Origin of the sequence: Cohnella hongkongensis, assembly GCF_042654645.1 — a bacterium.
GTDB classification, from domain to species: domain Bacteria; phylum Bacillota; class Bacilli; order Paenibacillales; family Paenibacillaceae; genus Cohnella; species Cohnella hongkongensis.
Genome location: NZ_JBHSEP010000019.1, coordinates 31,773 through 50,152, shown reverse-complemented (window position 1 = coordinate 50,152; position 18,380 = coordinate 31,773). Strand labels below are relative to the sequence as shown.

The window sequence follows — 18,380 nt, the reverse complement described above, 5'->3', positions numbered from 1 at the left end:
GACGATGACGAGAGGACCGCAGGGATGAATCCCCGCGGTCCTTTCGTCATCGTTAAGGATTTCCCTGTTCCTCGGTCCAGGTCCGGACCAAGCCCTCGGCGATGCCGGCCAGCGTCGATTTCGCCTCAGCCGTGATGAAGGTTTGATTATAGGGCCTCTCTAACTGATTCAGATAACGTCTCAAATGGTGCGCGGCTTGACCCGAATCGCCCTTGCCCAGATGGAGCTTCACAATGTTTAACGACTGCGTCAGCTGGTTAAGCAGCGGTCCGTACAGCTCGCCGGTCTCGGCATAATGATCCATCCACCGTTCAAGGGACGCGATGCTGATTTCCGCTTCGACAGTGAAGGCGATGGCGCCTTGAGCCCGGTGCCCCGCATAATCGACGACTTCCACCGCAAGTGCATGCTCTCCTAATCGACCGGATAGATCGACGAGCTGGCCGGATTCATATTCGTCGCCGTCGAGCGCGAGTGTCGCGAATTGCACGCCCGATCCTGCATCTTCCGTTTGGAGGATTAAGGCAGTCGTCGGGGACTCCTGAAGCACCGCGCCATCCTGGAGCGGCTCGCCATTGACCGTAACGAACCATGTCGGCGCGGTCTTATCGATCTTGAACGACAACGTTTTGCTGTCCTCGAGATTGCCTGCGAGATCCGCCGAACGGTACTCTATCGCGTGTTCGCCCTCCTCCGCCCATACGAGGGGTTGTCCGTATACCTGCCACTCGCCGTTTTCCGTCAGGCGATATTCGATGCGATCCAGGCCGCTGCCGTTATCCGAGCCGCTCAGCGCGACCGTGACATCGCCGCGATACCACCCGCCAAGCAGATCGCCCTGCATGTCGACCGTCGTGACGGGGGCTTCCGTATCGGAAGCTTCCGGCGTCGTCGCGAACTTGAACACGGCGCCTGCCGGAGTCGAGCCGTTCGCATGATGAGCGGTCACGCTCCAATAGTAGGTTGTGTCGCTATTCAAGCCGCTTACCTCATAGGTCGTCTCCGTTACCGTCGTATTCACGAGCGCGTTGAGCAGTCCCGGATTGTCCGCAAGGATGACCGTGTATTCGTCTGCGCCATGCGGAGCGAACGGTCGGTCCGCGACGATCTGCGTCCAGTCCAGCGTCGTGCTGTCGCCTGCTACGGTAGCGTTGTCGGCAGGCGACATCAGGCTGAAGGGCCCCGGCGCCGCTCCGAAAATATCGATGTGGGCGATATCCACATTGTTGAAATTGATCGCGCTGTTGTTGTTGATTTCTACGATATGCGTGCCCGCCGAGACATAGCCGAGACTGCCCGTATAGTCCTCCCACGCGTTCGTGAGGTTATGGGCTGCGCCGGGCACGTTCGGACCGTCCAGCTTTAATTGGAACGAAGGCGCTTCACCTTCGCCGTAAGCGCGAATGCTGTATAGATACGTTCCCGAGACCGGGAAGTGGACGGTCCATTTGCCGGAGCCGGTCCGCCAAATTTTGCCCCAGCCTTCAGGCGTATCCGTCACGTTGCCGGGAATATCGGCTGCCGCCTTCCGTTCCTGGATCAAGTCGGCATATTGGCCTAAATAACGGGCGGCAGGCAGCGTCTCGGGAGCGGCGGCTGTCGTGAAGCTGAAAATGTCGTCCGCGACCGTCGAGCCGTTGCCGTTCATCGCGGTCACGCTCCAGTAGTAGGTCGTGTCGTACTGCAGGTTGTTGACGTACCGGAAAGTGGCTTGGGCCGTGCCTTGAAAAACCGGATCGATCAGTTCGGCGTTATGTGCGAGCGTAATCATGTACTGCTCGGATCCGAAAGGAGCGTATTCCTTCCCGTCGATCACTTGCGTCCAGTCCAGCGTTACGTCAGCTGAGCCGACCGCAGCTCCGTTCTCAGGCGAGCGAAGGGAGAAGGAACCCGGCGTCGGGCCATCGATGTCCATGTAAGCCAAATTGATGTTTCCTGGAACAGCGCTGGTATTGTGAATCGATACGATATGCGTCCCTTCGGACAGCGTTCCCAGGCTGCCTTGGTAATCCGTCCATGCGCCGGCAGCGCTCCAGGCGGCATCCGGCACAGGCTCGCCATCCACCAATACCCGGAAGGAAGCGGTCTCTCCCTCGCCGTAGGCGCGGATCGTGAAGGCATAGGAGTCGGTCTTCGGGACGTTCACCATCCAACCGGCCGTGCCTGTCGCCCAGATTTTGCCCCAACCGCCAGGGGTGTCCGCAGGGTTGCCGGGGTAGTCGCGGGCCGATTTGCGTTCGTTCGCTCCATCCGCATACTGACCGGAGAATCGGACGGGTTCCGCAGGCTTCTCCGGCGTCGTGAAGCGAAAGACGCCGTCGGAGGAGGTCGTGCCGTTCGCATTGTTGGCATACACTTGCCAATAATACTCCGTTTCGAAGTCGAGCTGATGGAGCGGGAACGTCGTTCCGCCGACCCGTTTGATCAAGAACGGATTCGTCAGCGACGGGTTGTCGGCGACGACTAACGTGTAATCGTCGGCGCCGAACGGCGCGTAGAGCCTGCCATCGATGCTCTGCGTCCAATCCAGCGTTACGGAGGTAGAAGCGGTGAGCGCTTGATCGGCCGGAGCGGCGAGCGTGAACGCTCCGGGCGCAGCGCCGACAACAACCAAGGACGCGATATCTACGTTGTTGCCCGGCGCCCCGCTGTCGTTATGGATCGTAATCACGTGCTTACCGGCAGCGATCGTGCCGAGGCTGACTGCGTAGTTCTCCCATGCGGCGCTTGGCGTCCGGGACGACCCGGCGACAGCTTGCCCGTCCACCTTCACCTGTAAGGAGGGGGCAGCGCCTTCTCCATAGGCGCGAACCGACATCTCATAGTCGCCCGTCTCCGGGAAGTTCACCGTCCAGCTTGCCGATCCGGTCGCCCAGAGCTTGCCGTAGCCGTCCGGCGTATCTGCCTGATTGCCCGGATAATCTCCAGCGGCTTTACGCTCGTTCATGCCGGCGGCGTATTGGCCGAGATAACGGGCAGACGCCGGCGACTCCGGCTTGGCTGTCAGCTCGATCATCGTCACCGAGTGAGCCGGGTACGTCGCCGTGAACGGCTCCGATACGCCGATCATCGTGCTGCCCTCGATGTCAGGAAGAGATCCGTCCTCCGCTACCTGAACGCCGTTAATGTTCGCCCCGGTCAACGCGTCGACAGAAGGCGCATTCAGCACCCAGACCGAAGCGGTAGACCGCGGGTTGAAGCCGGACAAATCGATCGTGGCATCCAACGCTTGGGTCTGGTTCTTGTTCACGACCATCAGATAGAGTTTATCGTCCGCACCGGTGCGCTTGCTGGCCCAGATCGTGAAATTCTGATTGTCGCTGGAGCTCGAGGCGAGGAGCTGATCGCCAAAATACCGCTCGATAAGCGGATAGACATAATAGGAAGGCCGGATTTCCTTATCCATGTTCATCAGCGAGTAGGTTTGATCGCCCTGCAGCAAAAACTGCGTGACATAGTCGACCTTGTGGTAAGCGAGTCTCGGCAGAACGTCCGCCAGCCATACCGCTCCGGCATGCGAATCGGCCACGCCTTCCCCGTAAGAGGTCACTTGCCCGAGCTCTGTAAGTCCGATTAAAGCGCCCGGCGCGTAGGCGTCCCTGTAATGAACCAGATTATGCACGGGGGTCGTCTCGGTGAATTTGGGAATCCAGTTGATATACGAAGGCTGCCAGTTGTCGCCCTCGTACTTGAGCAGATTTTCGATGCTCGGATACGCGGACGATGCCGGGTTGGTCTGATTGCCCGCCAGCGGATACCAGTGAACCGAGATTGCGTCCAACTGGCGATTCTGCTCCTGCATCGTCGTCATGATCGGTTGGACCCACTCCTCGAGCAGGCTGCTGCCGTTGGCGGGGCCGACGATCACGATCGACGGATCGACCGCTTTCATCGCGTCGGCATATTCCATAATCCGCTGCGCGTATTCCTCCGGCGTCACCTTGAACCCTTCTTCGAAGTATTCCGGCTCATTGCCGATTTCCCAGTATTTGATTTGATAGCCTTTCTCGATATTCGCATATCGAACCATGTCCGCGGCCATCTCTTTGTTGTCGATGCGGGCGTTCACCGTTACCATCGCCTCGGCTCCGACCTCGTCGAGCATCGCCATATAACTGTCGAACATATCGGCTGTCAGCGTCTTAACGTACGGGGCGGGGCCTTGATACCATTCATACGCATTCGTGCGATCCCAGTAGATAGTGTCCGCTTCATGCCCTGCCGGGAAGCGGATCAGGCTGATTCCGGCTTCCTTGATCAAGTTCACGTAACGCTCGGAGCGCTGGCTGTAGGGGTGGAATTCGCCGCTTGTCCATAAGCCGATATTCGTTCCGCGCATTTCCTTGCTCATCGGGGCGACGACCGTACCGGCGTCTACGGAGAGAGAGACTGCGGGGCCCTCAGCCTCCTGAGCCAGCGCCTTCCGAGTCACCCCTGGATACCCGCTCGTGATCAGCATTGCGGTCATGCACAACAAGACGAGCCATTTCTTCTTGCTTGCCGACATCATCACATTCCTCCTGTTCGTCGTTTACAGGATGATTTCACTCGCCTATCCGATCTCTCTACTCTTCCAGTCTAGCGGAATGCATCAGGGGCTTAAACGACAAATACCTGAGGATTTGATGCTATATTAAGCCGTTTTTCGGGAGAGAAAAAAAAGAAATGCACCCCCCACGGTACGGGGGGAGGGCGCATTCCATTCGCGCCGCTAAGGCGCAGTGAAGCTGAAGCTGGCGTTCGCCGCCGTCGTGCCGAAGGCGTTGATGGCCGTCACGTTCCAGTAATACGTTCCGCTCTGCAGATTGTTCAGGCTGTAGCTTGGCGTGTTTACCGTGGCCTGGACAATCGGGTTGCTGAAGGCGGGGTTATCGGCAACCGTCACGGTATACTGCTGCGCTCCGAACGGGGCGAACGTTCTGCCGTCGATCGTCTGGTTCCAATTCAGGGTAATGGAGCTGGAGCCGAGCGTCGCGTTGTTCGCCGGGGACGTCAAGCTGAACGGGCTTGGCGCCGCTCCGAGAATGTCCATATGGGCTAAGTTGATATTATTGCCTGCGGAGGCGCTGTTATTATGAATTCTGATCGTATGAGTGCCTGCCGTCAGGGTGCCGAAGCTGCCTTGATAATTCGTCCAAGCGGCGGTCGGGCTCCAGTTCGCGCCCGAGACAGGCTGCCCGTCCAGCAATACCCGGAACGAAGGGCTGCTTCCTTCGCCATAAGCCCGGACCGTGAAGTCGTAGCTGCCGGTTGTCGGCACCTTGACGGTCCATTCGGCAAATCCGGTCGCCCAGATTTTGCCCCAGCCTTCCGGGGTATCGGTCATATTGCCCGGATAGTCGGCCGCTGCCTTGCGTTCGTTGATGCTGGCCGCATATTGTCCCGAATAGCGGACCGGACTGGCAGGAGGAGGCGGCGTCGTAAAGCTGAATGTATCGTCCGAGACGGTCATACCGTTGGCGTTCAATGCGATAACCTTCCAATAGTAGGTCATGCCGTAATCCAGATGATCGAGCAAGTAAGTCGTTCCGGTCAGGTTATCGATGGCGGTTGGATTAATGAACGAAGCGTTATCCGCAACGTGTATCGAATATTCGTCCGCTCCGTGCGGAGCGAAGGAACGCCCGCCAACCTGTTGCGTCCAGTCCAGGGTTACCGAATTCGAGCCCAATGACGCGCTGTCCGCCGGGGCTGTCAGCGAGAAGGGCCCGGGAGCCGCTCCGGAAATTTCGATATGCGCCACGTCGATGTTGTTGCCGGCGGCGGGGCTGTTGTTATGAATCCGGATCTTATGCGTCCCGGCGGTGACGGTACCGAGACTGCCGCTGTAGTCGTTCCAGGAGGCGGTTGGGGAGGCGCCCGTGTTCGGCACGGGCATCCCGTCGATCTGGATTTGGAAAGATGGGGCGGTGCCTTCTCCATAAGCCCGGATTCCGTAATCGTATACTCCGGTCGACGGGAAATTCACCGTCCACTCCGCATGGCCCGTGGCCCAGATCTTGCCCCAGCCTTGCGGAGTGGCAGTCGTATTGCCCGGATAGTCGGCCGCTGCCTTGCGTTCGTTGATGGCATCCGCGTATTGGGCGAGATAACGCGCGTACGCCGTCTCGCCATTGCCTTGTTCAGCGCCTTCCGCCGTCAGCTCCATCATCGTAACGGAGTGGGCGGGAAATACTCTGGTGAACAGATTGGATACGCCGGTGACTTTGTTCGGCGCGATCGTTGGCAGCGTGCCATTAGCCGCCACCTCGACGCCGTTAATATTCGTTCCGGTTAAAGAGTCGATCGCCGGCGCGTTCAAGACCCATGACGAAGCCGTCGATTGGGGTTGAAATCCGGACAGATTGATCGTGGCGCTCAAATCCTGCGTTTGATGCTTGTTAATGACCATGAGGTACAGCTTGTCGTTGTCGCCGGCGCGCTTGCTGGCCCAAATCGTGAAGTTCTGGTTGTCGCTGGAGCTTGAAGCGACCATCGTATCGCCGAAGTATCGCTTGAGGAGAGGGTACACATAGTAAGTCGGCCGGACTTCCTTGTTCATGTTCATCAGGGAGTAGGTTTGGTTGCCCTGAAGAAGGAACTGCATGACGAAGTCGATTTGATGGTAAGCCAGCCTTCCTAACACATCCGCCATCCAAATCGCGCCGGCGTGCGAATCGGCGATGCCTTCCCCGAACCTGGTGACATGACCCAACTCGGTCAGGCCGATCATGGCGCCTGGCGCGTAGGTGTTGCGATAGTTGACCAGATTATGGGTAGGCGTGGTTTCCGTGAATTTGCCGATCCAATTGATATAGGCGGGCTGCCAATCGGTTCCTTCGTACCGAAGCAGATTGTCGATGCTCGGATAGGCCGCCGAAGCCGGGTTAGTCTGTTCGCCCGCAAGCGGGTACCAGTGTACGGTGATTCCCTCCAGTTGCTCGTTTGCGGCCTGCATCGTGGAGAGAATCGGCTGGACCCATTCCGCCAGCAGACTGCTGCCGTTGGCAGGGCCGATGATCTGGATGGAAGGATCGACGGCCTTCATTGCCGCCGTATATTCCATAATACGCTGCGCATATTGCTGAGGGGTGACCGCATACACGCCTTCATAGTATTCCGGTTCATTGCCGATCTCCCAATATTTGATATTCCATCCTTTCTCCACGTTAGCGTAATGAACCAGGTCCGCGGCCAAGTCCGGGTCGTTGATCCGGGCGTTGACCGTCACCATCGCTTCCGCTCCCACTTCGTCGAGCATGGCCATGTAGCTGTCGAACACTTCCGCCGTCAGCGTCGTGTCATAAGGTCCCGGACCTTCGTAATAATCGTAGGTATTCGTCCGGTCCCAATAGGTCGTATCGGCCTCGCTGCCGGCAGGAAAGCGAATGAGGCTGATGCCGGCCTCCTTGAGCAGATTGACGTAACGTTCCGAACGCGTGCTGATCGGATGAAATTCAGCCTGTGTCCACAAACCGATGTTCGTCCCGCGCATTTCCTTTTTCATCGGCGCAACGACTGTCGCTGCATCGACCGCCAATGTTGCGTTTGCCGCGTAAGCCTTAGGCGCAGGGGATAACCCCGTTAGACTGCCTGCGATCACGACGGCGGCCGAGCACAACCAGACGAGAAGCGTCCTGAACCTTTTCGTACTCATCATGTACCTCCCAATATGGATGATTCAGTATGCTTCCGCTCCCGCCTATCCTCTCTCTAGCTTTAGTGTAGGGAATGAAATTGTGCTCATAAATAATAAAAATTCAAGTTTATAGCGCTATATTAAGACATCTTCCTGTTCTCTCGCGGAAAAAAATCGCAGACTGCTGCCAAGATGTCTATGCTTTTTTGGTCTGTTCACGACGGAGGCGGTCGCCTATAATGAAGCCAGCCATAAGCGGAAGGCCGCTGATCAGGGGCTGAGAAGCTAATCTATATATAGGCGAAAAACCGAAGGGAGGAACAATCGTTGGACCGCATTTCCTATTTGTCTCAGTTTAATCTGCTGCGTTCACTCTCCAGGGAAGATTTGATCACAATGGACGAATTGACTTCGATCACCACTTTTCCAAAACACACGTTCATTCAAACGCCAGAAGCGTTTAATGAAAAGCTGTACTTTGTGAAAAGAGGCAAGGTGCGCCTGTATCAGCTAAATCATGAGGGGAAGCAGTTCACTTTGGATATATTGAGCGAAGGGAACATCTTTGGTGAGATGGGTGATATATCATTGGGTACGCGGGGGCTGTTTATTGAAACGATCGAAGAAAGCGACATTTGTGCAATGGACAAAGAGCGGTTCGAGAGCTACCTCATTCGACGTCCACGATTCATGATGAACATGATGAAAGCCATGAGTGAACGGCTGTCATACATGAGCGGCCTCGTCCAAAATCTGGCCATTGGAAAGCTGCACGATAAAATTATTCACGTTCTGGCAGAGCTTTCCGAACGGTTCGGAGTTCGGGACGAAGGGGACGACTACTGCCGAATCGACATGCTCATTTCCCATCAGGAAATGGCCTACATGGTTGGAGCGTCAAGAGAGGCCGTGTCCATGGCCCTAAAAGAGCTTGCGGAGTCCGGCATGATCCGTACCGGATTCCGCACAGTGGCCATTAGCCGCACCATTCTCGCGTCAGCGCATAAATGACTCAAATGACGGCGACTTGTAAACTGCATTACATCTTTTCTTGTCGTCCGCTTCGTATCATTAAGAAGATTTGAACGATAGGACGAAATGGAGTGACAAGATGCCGATTCCGGAATCCATTGTAAATCGGAAAGGAGCTCGCACGGCCGGCGAAATTCCTCCCGATGTGATCGAATTATTAAATAGTGGGCGAATAGAGTCTGTCAACCTGACCGAATGGTTGTCCGTAGACCACCTAAAGTTGCTTAGGCACGTTCTAGGTGAATTTGGGATGCTGAAGCATGCCGATACGATGCTGTCTTCGCTGGAGCGCATAGAGGGGCAACCGACGATGAAAGCAATCCCCGCCATTGCGGAAAAATGGCTCGAGCTTATCCGTCAACAGACGGACAAAGATCGAGGGGAACTGTTCGAACGATTAGCGGCTCACCGATCGGACAGTGTGCGCTGCTGGGCGGCTTTCGTTGTAGGGGCGGACAAGCTAGAGCTTGAACGGAAGCTGGCGCTCATTCGTCCGTTCGCTGCGGATTCCCACTTCGGGGTGCGCGAAATCGCTTGGATGGCCGTCCGGGATTCCGCTTCGCGACAGTTGCAGTTAGCTATTCGCCTGCTGGGCAGTTGGGTACGGGAATCGGATGCGAACCTCCGACGATTCGCCGTTGAATTGACCCGGCCGCGCGGCGTTTGGGCGAGACATATTGCGGAGCTGAAGATCAATCCGGAATGGGGGCGCCCCCTGCTGGAGCCCTTGAAAGCCGATCCCTCTAAATATGTTCAAGATTCCGTTGCCAATTGGTTGAATGACGCTGCCAAATCACAACCGGATTGGGTTACCCGTGTATGCCGCACATGGATGGAGGTGTCGGACAAAAAAGAAACGAAGCGGATTGTAGCGCGGGCGCAAAGAAATATGAAGCGATAAAGACGGAATTACCAAGCGGCATAGAAAATCAGCAAATCACGATTTGCATCAATCAGAAGGGGGAGATGGTGGAGTTCCTTTGTATAGACATCATGAATAGTGATAGGGTAGACTGGAAGAATGCAGAAAATTGAAGTTTGGCACAAGGAGGTGCGTTCTTTGAAGAATCTTCTCTTGGCCTTACTAACGGTCGTGTTTCTCATTTCTTGCAGCCACCCTTCTTCAGGTGTTCCGCCGAAGCTTAAGCCTCTAACCCATCAATTTGCAAATGAGGATGAACAGTTCAGACTCGTCTTACATATCGATAAACTAGAGTTTAGATCGGATGAAAAAATTCTGCTGCATTCTACCCTGGAGTATATCGGGACAGAGCAGGAAATGACCATATGGCACGGATTGCCTTATATTAATTACGTAATTACGAACGGCAAGGATTTTCGTGCAGGCGGAGTCGCCTCAACCATTCTTACATCGACAACTTTGAAGAAAGGCGAGGTCTATACCTTTCCTTACATAAAGAACGGCGCTTTTGCGGAGGAGGCTCCCGATGCGGATTTTTGGCGGGAATTCTATAAAGAGAAGGATCTATATCTTGCGCCCGGGAAATATACGGTGACGGTGTATTGCGCCTTCTCTCTTACAGACGATGTGGTGAACAGCAAATATCACAATCAAGTGGAGATTGAAATCACGGTCGAATAGCCGGCGCGACAGGCCGTTGAGGGTTGAAGATACCCAGGACGAACAGCAGAGGGGCAAAAAAAGCTGACCCTTGATCCAGCAAGGGTCAGCTTCCGGTGCAATCGGAAACAAAAAAATAAATTGCACAAATACGAGCGCTGTGATACAATCACTAGCGCATATTGACAATTCAATGGAAATGTGTATGCGATTTTATCCCTACTTTAATTGTACATCCGAGCCTTTGAATTGTCAATGCTCTTTTTTCATCCCGATTATCGGATAAAGGAGTGTGTTCAGAGACGATGGAGACGAAGGAATGGCAGCTGGAGCAGGAGCGGCTGGATGAGGTCAGGAGCAAGCTGCGGGCGCGAATCGCCAAGCTCGAACCGGAGGTAGCCGGACTGCGGGATCAGGCAGCGGAGCTTCGTAAGCGGTTCTGGGAGGAAGTGACGATCAACACGAGCACGACCGAGGATTTCGAAGATTCCTTCTACTCGGTTCAGCAGCAGTCCGCGATGTTAGCCGAACGAGAGCGCAGTCACAACCGGATGGTGCAGCAGTGGAAGGGGGTGCGGCGGCTGCTCCCTTCCCCTTACTTCGGTCGCGTTGACTTTCGGGAGGAGGGCTTGAAGGCCAGCGAGCGGATCTATATCGGAGTGGCCTCCTTTCTCGACGACGACGGACTCGATTTTCTCGTGTATGACTGGCGTTCCCCGATCGCGAGCCTGTACTACGATTATCCCCCCGGGCACGCCTCCTACGACACGCCAGAAGGACGGGTCGTAGGCGCGATGACGCTGAAGCGGCAATTCCAGATGGAGGACGGACAAATTCGCACGATGTTCGACGCGACCGAGACGATTGGAGACGAGCTGCTCCAGCAGGTGCTCGGCAAGGAAGCGGATTCGCAGATGAAGAATATCGTGGCGACGATCCAGAAGGAGCAGAATGCCATCATCCGGAACGACAAAAGCCGGCTGCTTGTCGTTCAGGGGGCGGCCGGCAGCGGCAAAACTTCCGCGGCCCTGCAGCGAGTGGCGTATTTGCTTTACAAGCATCGCCAGACGATCAGAGCCGATCAGATCGTGCTTTTTTCGCCCAATTCGATGTTCGGCAGCTACGTGTCCACCGTTCTTCCGGAGCTCGGCGAAGAGAACATGCAGCAGACGACGTTCCAGGAATGTCTGGATCACTGGCTCGGCTCCTCCTTGCGGTCGGAGGATCTCTTCGACCAGATCGAATACACGTTAACCGCTCGGGGGGAGCCGGGATACGAGGCCCGTCTCCAGGGGATCGCGTACAAATCCTCGGAAGCCTTTACGAAGGCGCTGCAGCATTACGGCAAGTGGTTGGGCGGGGAGGGCATGCGCTTTAAGGACATTCTGTTTCGCGGTCGCGTCCTGATTCCCGCGGAGCGTATGCGAGCGATATTTTACAACTATGACCGCTCTCTGCCGCTGAATAGTCGCGTCGTCCTTTTGCAGGAATGGCTGCTGGATGAGCTGGCTTCGCTTGAACGCGAGGAACGGAAGTCGGACTGGGCGCAGGAGGAACTGAGCTATCTCGATCGAGAGCAGTACGCCGAAGCTTTCGCCCGGCTGCATAAGGAAAGAGAACTGTTCGACCTCTCGGAGCATTACGCGGCGGCTCGAGAGCTGATGAACAACGAGCGCCGGGGAGATGAAGGAGACATGGACTTCGCCCGGCGGGAGGAAGAGCTGATGCTTCGGTCCGTCGTGAAGATCAGCTTTAAACCGTTAAGGAAAAGCGTGAAAAAATATGAATTCGTCGATATCATGGGCATATATGGCCAGCTTTTCGAAGACGAAGCCTCGTACCGGGAAAAAACAATGGAGAGCGACGTTCCTCCGCGCTGGCCTGAAATTTGCAGACAAACGAAGGATAGGCTCAGCCGCAACGAATTGTTTTACGAGGACGCAACCCCTTATTTGTTTGTTAAGGAGCTGGTCGAGGGCATTCGTACGAACACGGAGATCCGGCACGTATTCGTTGACGAAGGCCAGGATTATTCGGCGTTTCAATATGAATATATGAAAAAATTGTTTCCGCGCGCCCGAATGACCGTGCTGGGCGACTTCGGACAAGCGATCTTTACGCAGGCCACCAACCTGGAAGCTCCCGATTCGCCGCTGCTCCGGCTTTTTGGCGAAGCCGATACCGCTCTGATTCGGCTAGTTCGCAGCTACCGTTCAACCCGAGACATTGTAGAGTTTACGAAATCGCTGCTTCCGGACGGGGACGAGATCGTACCGTTCGAAAGAAGAGGCCGCAAGCCTCTTCTGGTCGGATCCGGCGGCAAGGAGGAGCGCGATGCGCAACTCGGCAAGGACATCGCCTCGCTTAAAGCCGAAGGCTTCGCTTCCATCGCCGTCGTTGCGAAGACGGCCGCCGAAAGCCGGGAGGCCTATGAATCGTTGCGAATGCATGGAGAAGAAGGGCTGAAGCTTATTACGAAGACGACCTTCGCTTTTGACAAGGGCGTGATGGTCATTCCTGTGTATCTTGCCAAAGGCATCGAATTCGACGCGGTGTGCATCTATAACGCTTCTCCGACAGCCTACAGCAGGGACAACGAGCGCAAGCTGCTGTACACGGCGTGTACGAGGGCGATGCACCGGCTTCATCTTTATACGGCGGACGAATGGTCGCCGTTCGTTCAGGCGCTGCCGAAGCATTTGTATGAGGCCGCTGCAGGCGGACCTATCGGTTGACGATAAGAAGCCGCTCACCGATTCGAGAGGCAAGAAGAGGAGATTGCGAATGTATTTAAGAAGCGTGCAATTACTGTGGGAAAGCATCGAGGATCGCAACCGGCACCCTTATAACATCCCTGCTATCCGTTCCATGAGAAGGTTGGACGAACCGGAAACGGCCTCTGCCGCTTCTGCAATATGCGTTCACGGAATGGGCGAATGTGTCTGATGAATGTTGAGAGTCCGCGCGCCTTTTTTCTACTGAACGTTGACATCTGCTACAACTTGTCGTATATTATTTACGACAAGTTGTCGCAATAAATCATCGAGGTGCGCGCGCATGGAAAGCTTAGGAAGATTGTCCGAGACTGAAATGGAAGTGATGGAGGCGATCTGGAGGGAAACGCCCCCTGTGACGGTTTCCCGGCTCTTGAATCTCTTTGAGGACAAGGATTGGAAAACTTCAACCGTGTCGACGATTTTGAAGCGATTGATCGAGAAAGGATTTTTGACCAAAGCGCTGGACGGGAAGGTGAACTATTACCGTCCGACACTGACCTTGGACCAGTACCGCAAGGCCGAGACGCACACCTTCTTAAGCCGTTTGTACAACGGAAGCGTCAAAAATTTCATAGCCGCGCTGGTCGACGACGACAAGCTCGGACGCGACGACATTGCGGAACTGAGAACCTGGTTTGAGAGCAAGGAAGGTGACCGATGACCTCCGTTATCTTCGCTCTTCTGACCGCAACGCTTGCAGGGTCATTCGTCTGGCTGCTGCAGATCTGCGCAAGACCGTTTACGCAGAAGCTTTTTTCACAAACCTGGCATTATTATTCGGGTCTGATTCCCGTCTTCTTCCTGCTGGGCGGTACGGAGGGGATCAACAGAGCCCTCTCCCGGGTTCGGGCGATGCTGCCCGACGCCCGCTTACAGCCGGCGGACGGATCGGCCGTAGAATGGGCGGGAGCCGTTGTTTCCGCAGAGAAGGGGCCGGCGACCGCTGCGTCCTTCCTGCAGTCTCTGCTGGACGCCTTGCTGCAGCTGGAGCACCGCCCGAGGCTGGCTGCCGCCGCGATTATCGTGTGGGTCGTCGGGATGGCCGCGTTCCTGGCCTTGAACGTGTATCGCTACTGGGTATTCAAGCGATCGATCCAAGTGGATAAGGTTGAAAAAAACGAAAGCATTCTGAGAATTGCGCAGGCCGGCTGTCAGGTCGGATTCGATTGGCTTCCAGTTGATATTCACGCGGTTGCGAAGCGGAACACGCCTTGGCGAGTTGACCGATTCGGGCATCGGCGGTATACTTTTCCCATATTTGGGAGCTGCTTTCTCAAGGGGGAGAATCCGCTGAAAAAAGGATGGATCGCATTAGGCCTTCTCCTCGCGCTTGCGGCCTGCGCCGCCAAGCCGGGAATGAACTCGGGCGCTGCAGGCCCTGAATATATCGAGGAGAGCGGGTATCGCGGGGACGAGCTGGAGATCATCCGGCTGGTGAATCAACGAATGCAATATATGTACGAAGAGGACGAAGAGAAGTATATGGCACTCTTCCAACCGGGAAGCCCGATTAGCGGCCTGGCGGGTCACCGCCTGAAGACCGTTAAGCTGTTGGACGAAATCCGCATCCAGGAGCAGAAGAACTGGTTCGTCGCCGTCGTTCACGCTGAGGACGTCGTCACGACGGGAGAATCGTTTTCTAATCATTACGTCTTCGTTAAAGCGAAGACCGGCGACAGCGGCTGGAAGATCGCGGATATCGATTAAGGAGACGGGTGTGCAAAGGCTAGAAAAAACACAGGCAGCGGGCTGCCTGTGTTTTTTCTAGGTGATTCGAACCGAGAATCGTCCCGGAGCCTTGTCGGATGTATTTCCCGGCCTTTGGCGGGTCCAGCTCGATTCATGCGGCGGGGTCGGTCGATTGGCTTGCCTTCAGATCGAGGCCGACGGTCGGTTCGTCGTCCTCGATTTTGTAGCGCTTCTCGTAGATTTGGAATGGAACGAGCAGACAGAAGCTGACGAACGCGAGGCAGAAAATAAAAAATCCGTAGATGCTGATCAAGTCCACAATTCCTTGTCCGCCTCCCGAAGCCAGCTTGGCGACACTTTCGCCGACAGGGGGCAGATTGGACAATAACGGCACATTCATGGCGGCTTCCTCCCATACAGAAGTCTTTTTCTGATTTCTATATTAAGGCGCCAGGAGCCGGTTGAATGTGACGAATGTCACAGGAGGCTTCTGACTTCCGTGAACGAGAAGCAGGAAAGACGGCCGGGAATGGACAAACGGGAGCAAAACCGTTAAGTTGGAACGAGGGAACGGTAAATCACGGGATGGGAAAGGGGAGCTTCGGCATGGTTGTCGTTCAAACGCGGATCGTGATCGAGGCGCCGATCCGGCGCTGCTTCGATCTGGCCAGAGATATCGATGCGCATACCCGAACCGTATGGAAGCATACGAAGGAAAAAGCGGTTGACGGCGTGACAAGCGGGCCGATCGGACTCGGACAGACGGTTACGTTCGAAGCGACCCATTTCGGCATGCGGCAGCGGCTGACGTCATTGATCACCGAATTTCGCGAGCCGAGCCTGTTCGTGGACGAAATGCAGCAAGGCGCGTTTAAGAAGCTGAGGCATGTGCATGAATTCGAAGAAGCGGACGGCCGAACGGTGATGACCGATACGCTCTATTTCGAAGCGCCGCTGGGGATGATCGGGAGAGCGGCCGAGATCCTTGTCCTTAAGACGTATATGCGCAGATTTCTAGAGCACCGGAACGCGCAGCTGAAGAAGCTGGCGGAACAACCGGCCTGATGCGAAGAGCGGGCACGCGCGCCAACTAGATGGTTCCAAAAAAGAATAAATGGCCGGTGGATTTCCAAGAGGCCTTCATTATAATGGAGGTGTGAAGGTTCAGGCGGTTGCACCTATTACTTCTACTCCACATGGGCAGGTGATGAACATGGAATGGCTGATGGCTATCGTCATCATCGTCATGCTGTCGGGATTGATCGCGACATGGATCATCGGGCAATCGAAGAGCAACAGAGAAGCCGATCCCCGCTATTCGCAGAACACGGGGAAGAAGTGGCTCCGTCTCGGCGGGATTTACGTGGTCGGCATCCTGGCGGTCGTCGTGATAGTCATGACGTTAAACAACTGAACGGCCCGACGAGCCGGCATTCGGCTTTCGAACCTGCCGAGTAGCCGGTCGGATTCTGGCCTGCCCGTCGAATCGACTTCTATTCCGGGAGCGCGGCCATATTCGAGCGGGCGAAGCTCAGAAACTTGCGCAAGTGGGGAGATAAAGTCTCCTCGTCGCGAAGGGCCAGACAGATGAACCGGTTGTTGCGATAGCGGGGCAGGGAGCGCTGGATCAGCTCGCCGGACTGCGTCTCCCGAATTGCGCTCCTCCACGGCAGCACCGCAATGCCCATATTGCATTTCAGCCCCGCCTTGATCGTCTCGATCGCTCCCATCTCCATGGCGGAATCCAGCCGCAGGCCAACCTGCTGCGCCCACTCGTCGGTGAGCTGACGTGAGGTGGTGCCGGATTCGTGCAGCAGGAAGGTTTCCTGGAGCAGCTGCTCCACCTCGATTTCGCGAGAGGCTGCCAGCGGATGCTCCGGACTCAGGAACAATCTAAGTCCGTCCTCCGCCAACCGATACAGGACAAGCCCCTCGTCCTCGCGCAGCTTCTCGGGCAGCGACACGATCGCCGCGTCGATCTCGTAGCTGCGCAGCATGGCCAGCGTGGAGCTGGCTTTTTTGACGGTCAGCAGAAGCTGCACATCGGGGTGCAGGCTGCGGAATTGCGCCAAGTGCCGCGGAATGAAATAAGTCGCAGGGGTGTGACTTGCGCCGATCCTCAGTCTTCCCCCTTGGCGGCTTCTCAGCTCGCTCATCCGCTCATCCGCTTCGTCCACCAGCATGACGATCCGGCGCGCATAGGGCAGGAGCTCGTAAGCGTCGCTTGTCGGCTGAAACCCTCGCGCGTTTCTGCGCCATAACGAGAGGCCGAGCGCCTCTTCCAGCTTGCGAAGATGGAAGCTGACCGTCGGCTGCTTCAGCCCGAGCTTGTCGGCCGTCTCGAGCAGCGTATGTCCGTCGCACACCGATAAGAACACCTTCAATTGCTGTACATTCACCCGTACCCCTCCCGGTTTTCGCATAGGCAAATTATAGATTTAATCTATATTAATATCAATATAAATAGATTTATTTAACAAAAGAAACCGACGGAATTAACATCGCTTGTACAAAGCAATGTTACTTTTTTGATAGACACTCAAAACCGAGATAAGATGGAGGGTACTTCAAATGATGAAAAACATGAAAACTAAGCGGACGGGGATCTCGCTGCTGCTGGCGTCGACGATGTTGGTGGCGTCGGCTTGCGGAGCAGGCGGCAATGCGTCGGGCGGGAGCGCGCCAACGGAATCGTCCCCGTCGGTCGCGCCGTCTTCCTCGAGCACGGAGCCGACTCCGGAGACGAAGGACGAAGGCACCTTAACCGTGTATTTGAACGATTTTGACACGATCATCGGTCCGATGTTCGAAGCTGCGACAGGCTACAAGGTTAACCTCGTGAAAGGCAACGGCGCGGAGATCATGTCCCGAATCCAGGCCGAGAAAGGCAACCCGCACTGGGATGTCGTCTGGCTCGACGCGATGCCGTCCATCTACGGCATGGGCCAGGAAGGCCACCTGCTGACTGGTTGGACGCCGGACAACGCAGCCAACCTGAAGGACACGTATCGGGCCTACGTCCCGGACAACCAATCGTTCTATCCGACCGGCGCGCATGCCGCAGGAATTATCGTCTACAACACGGATGCCTATACGGCCGATCAAGCGCCCAATTCGTGGGACGACTTCGCCAAGCAGGAGTTCAAGGATTCGGTCGGAATGGCCGACCCGGCCATCGCGGCGCCCGCTTTCCCGTTCGTTGCCCGCTTCTTCAGCGAGAAGCAGATGGATGGCGGCCAGGCTTTCTTCGACTCTCTGTTCGCCAACGGCCTGAAAGTCTATCCGAAAAACCCGAACGTCGCGGCAGCGCTCAGCTCCGGCGAGATTAAAGCGGCGGCTCTGCAGGAGTCGAACGCCTATGAATTGGTGAACAGCGGGGAACCGATCGGCATCCAATGGCCGGAAGACGGAGCGCCGGCCTCTGTGCGGGTGGCGGCCATTCAGAAAAACACGAAAAACCCGAACGCGGCCAAGGCGTTCGTCAACTTCCTGCTCGATCCGGCGACGCAGCAGCAGTTGATCGATCAAGGCGACGAGAGCTATTTCGAACCTTCCGTTCCGGGCGTCAACCCGAAAGAGGACCGCGCGGCCGATGCCGTCCTGGTTGCGGCCGATGCCGCTTGGGCGTTCGAGCATGAAGCCGAGATCAAGCAATGGTTTGCCGATAAAGCGGTGAAATAAG

13 protein-coding genes are annotated in these 18,380 nt (G+C 56.0%); 9 read left to right on the top strand and 4 right to left on the bottom strand.

The annotated features are described in order from the left end of the window. Positions 1–52: 52 nt before the first annotated feature. Together ACFO3S_RS21220 and ACFO3S_RS21215 are read right to left on the bottom strand one after the other, a co-directional pair. Complete coding sequence (locus tag ACFO3S_RS21220; protein ID WP_378100174.1) at positions 53–4,507, bottom strand: OmpL47-type beta-barrel domain-containing protein; 4,455 nt, start codon at positions 4,505–4,507, stop codon at positions 53–55. 204 nt (positions 4,508–4,711) lie between these two features. Beyond that, positions 4,712–7,636 (bottom strand): carbohydrate-binding protein, encoded by a 2,925-nt coding sequence (locus tag ACFO3S_RS21215; RefSeq protein WP_378100172.1) that lies wholly within the window; start codon positions 7,634–7,636, stop codon positions 4,712–4,714. A 309-nt stretch (positions 7,637–7,945) separates the two neighbouring features. Here ACFO3S_RS21215 and ACFO3S_RS21210 point away from each other — a divergent pair, with 309 nt between their 5' ends. From ACFO3S_RS21210 to ACFO3S_RS21185, 6 genes are all read left to right on the top strand, one after another. Further along, complete coding sequence (locus ACFO3S_RS21210; RefSeq protein ID WP_378100170.1) at positions 7,946–8,629, top strand: Crp/Fnr family transcriptional regulator; 684 nt, start codon at positions 7,946–7,948, stop codon at positions 8,627–8,629. Between the two features lie 100 nt (positions 8,630–8,729). After that, a complete protein-coding gene (locus ACFO3S_RS21205; RefSeq protein ID WP_378100168.1) occupies positions 8,730–9,551 on the top strand; it encodes a DNA alkylation repair protein in 822 nt (273 codons plus the stop codon). A gap of 159 nt (positions 9,552–9,710) precedes the next feature. Continuing rightward, entirely contained in the window at positions 9,711–10,253 is a 543-nt protein-coding gene (locus ACFO3S_RS21200) for a hypothetical protein (protein WP_378100166.1), read from the top strand. Positions 10,254–10,537: 284 nt separating this feature from the next. Continuing rightward, positions 10,538–12,967 carry an RNA polymerase recycling motor HelD gene (helD, locus tag ACFO3S_RS21195; protein ID WP_378100164.1) on the top strand — a complete coding sequence of 810 codons (2,430 nt, stop codon included), beginning with the start codon at positions 10,538–10,540 and terminating at the stop codon, positions 12,965–12,967. Positions 12,968–13,289: 322 nt separating this feature from the next. Next, positions 13,290–13,670 carry a BlaI/MecI/CopY family transcriptional regulator gene (locus ACFO3S_RS21190; protein ID WP_378100162.1) on the top strand — a complete coding sequence of 127 codons (381 nt, stop codon included), beginning with the start codon at positions 13,290–13,292 and terminating at the stop codon, positions 13,668–13,670. Further along, positions 13,667–14,716: a M56 family metallopeptidase gene (locus ACFO3S_RS21185; protein WP_378100161.1), complete on the top strand. Its 1,050-nt coding sequence runs from the start codon at positions 13,667–13,669 to the stop codon at positions 14,714–14,716. Before ACFO3S_RS21190 ends, ACFO3S_RS21185 begins: the two co-directional genes overlap by 4 nt. A gap of 133 nt (positions 14,717–14,849) precedes the next feature. On the opposite strand, the gene ACFO3S_RS21180 is transcribed toward ACFO3S_RS21185, so the two are convergent. Continuing rightward, positions 14,850–15,098, bottom strand: coding sequence for a hypothetical protein (locus ACFO3S_RS21180; RefSeq protein ID WP_378100159.1), 249 nt, complete (start codon positions 15,096–15,098; stop codon positions 14,850–14,852). A gap of 206 nt (positions 15,099–15,304) precedes the next feature. On the opposite strand from ACFO3S_RS21180, the gene ACFO3S_RS21175 reads away from it, so the two are divergent. Then, positions 15,305–15,763 carry an SRPBCC family protein gene (locus tag ACFO3S_RS21175; RefSeq protein WP_378100157.1) on the top strand — a complete coding sequence of 153 codons (459 nt, stop codon included), beginning with the start codon at positions 15,305–15,307 and terminating at the stop codon, positions 15,761–15,763. 148 nt (positions 15,764–15,911) lie between these two features. Next, positions 15,912–16,112 (top strand): hypothetical protein, encoded by a 201-nt coding sequence (locus ACFO3S_RS21170; RefSeq protein WP_378100155.1) that lies wholly within the window; start codon positions 15,912–15,914, stop codon positions 16,110–16,112. Between the two features lie 79 nt (positions 16,113–16,191). Here ACFO3S_RS21170 and ACFO3S_RS21165 read toward each other — a convergent pair whose 3' ends face one another. Then, positions 16,192–17,097 carry a LysR family transcriptional regulator gene (locus ACFO3S_RS21165; protein WP_378100153.1) on the bottom strand — a complete coding sequence of 302 codons (906 nt, stop codon included), beginning with the start codon at positions 17,095–17,097 and terminating at the stop codon, positions 16,192–16,194. A 172-nt stretch (positions 17,098–17,269) separates the two neighbouring features. Between ACFO3S_RS21165 and ACFO3S_RS21160 the strand changes: the two genes are divergently transcribed. After that, the gene (locus ACFO3S_RS21160) at positions 17,270–18,379 is read left to right on the top strand and encodes an extracellular solute-binding protein (protein ID WP_378100151.1); all 1,110 of its coding nucleotides are present in this window, start codon (positions 17,270–17,272) and stop codon (positions 18,377–18,379) included. Position 18,380: the final 1 nt, after the last annotated feature.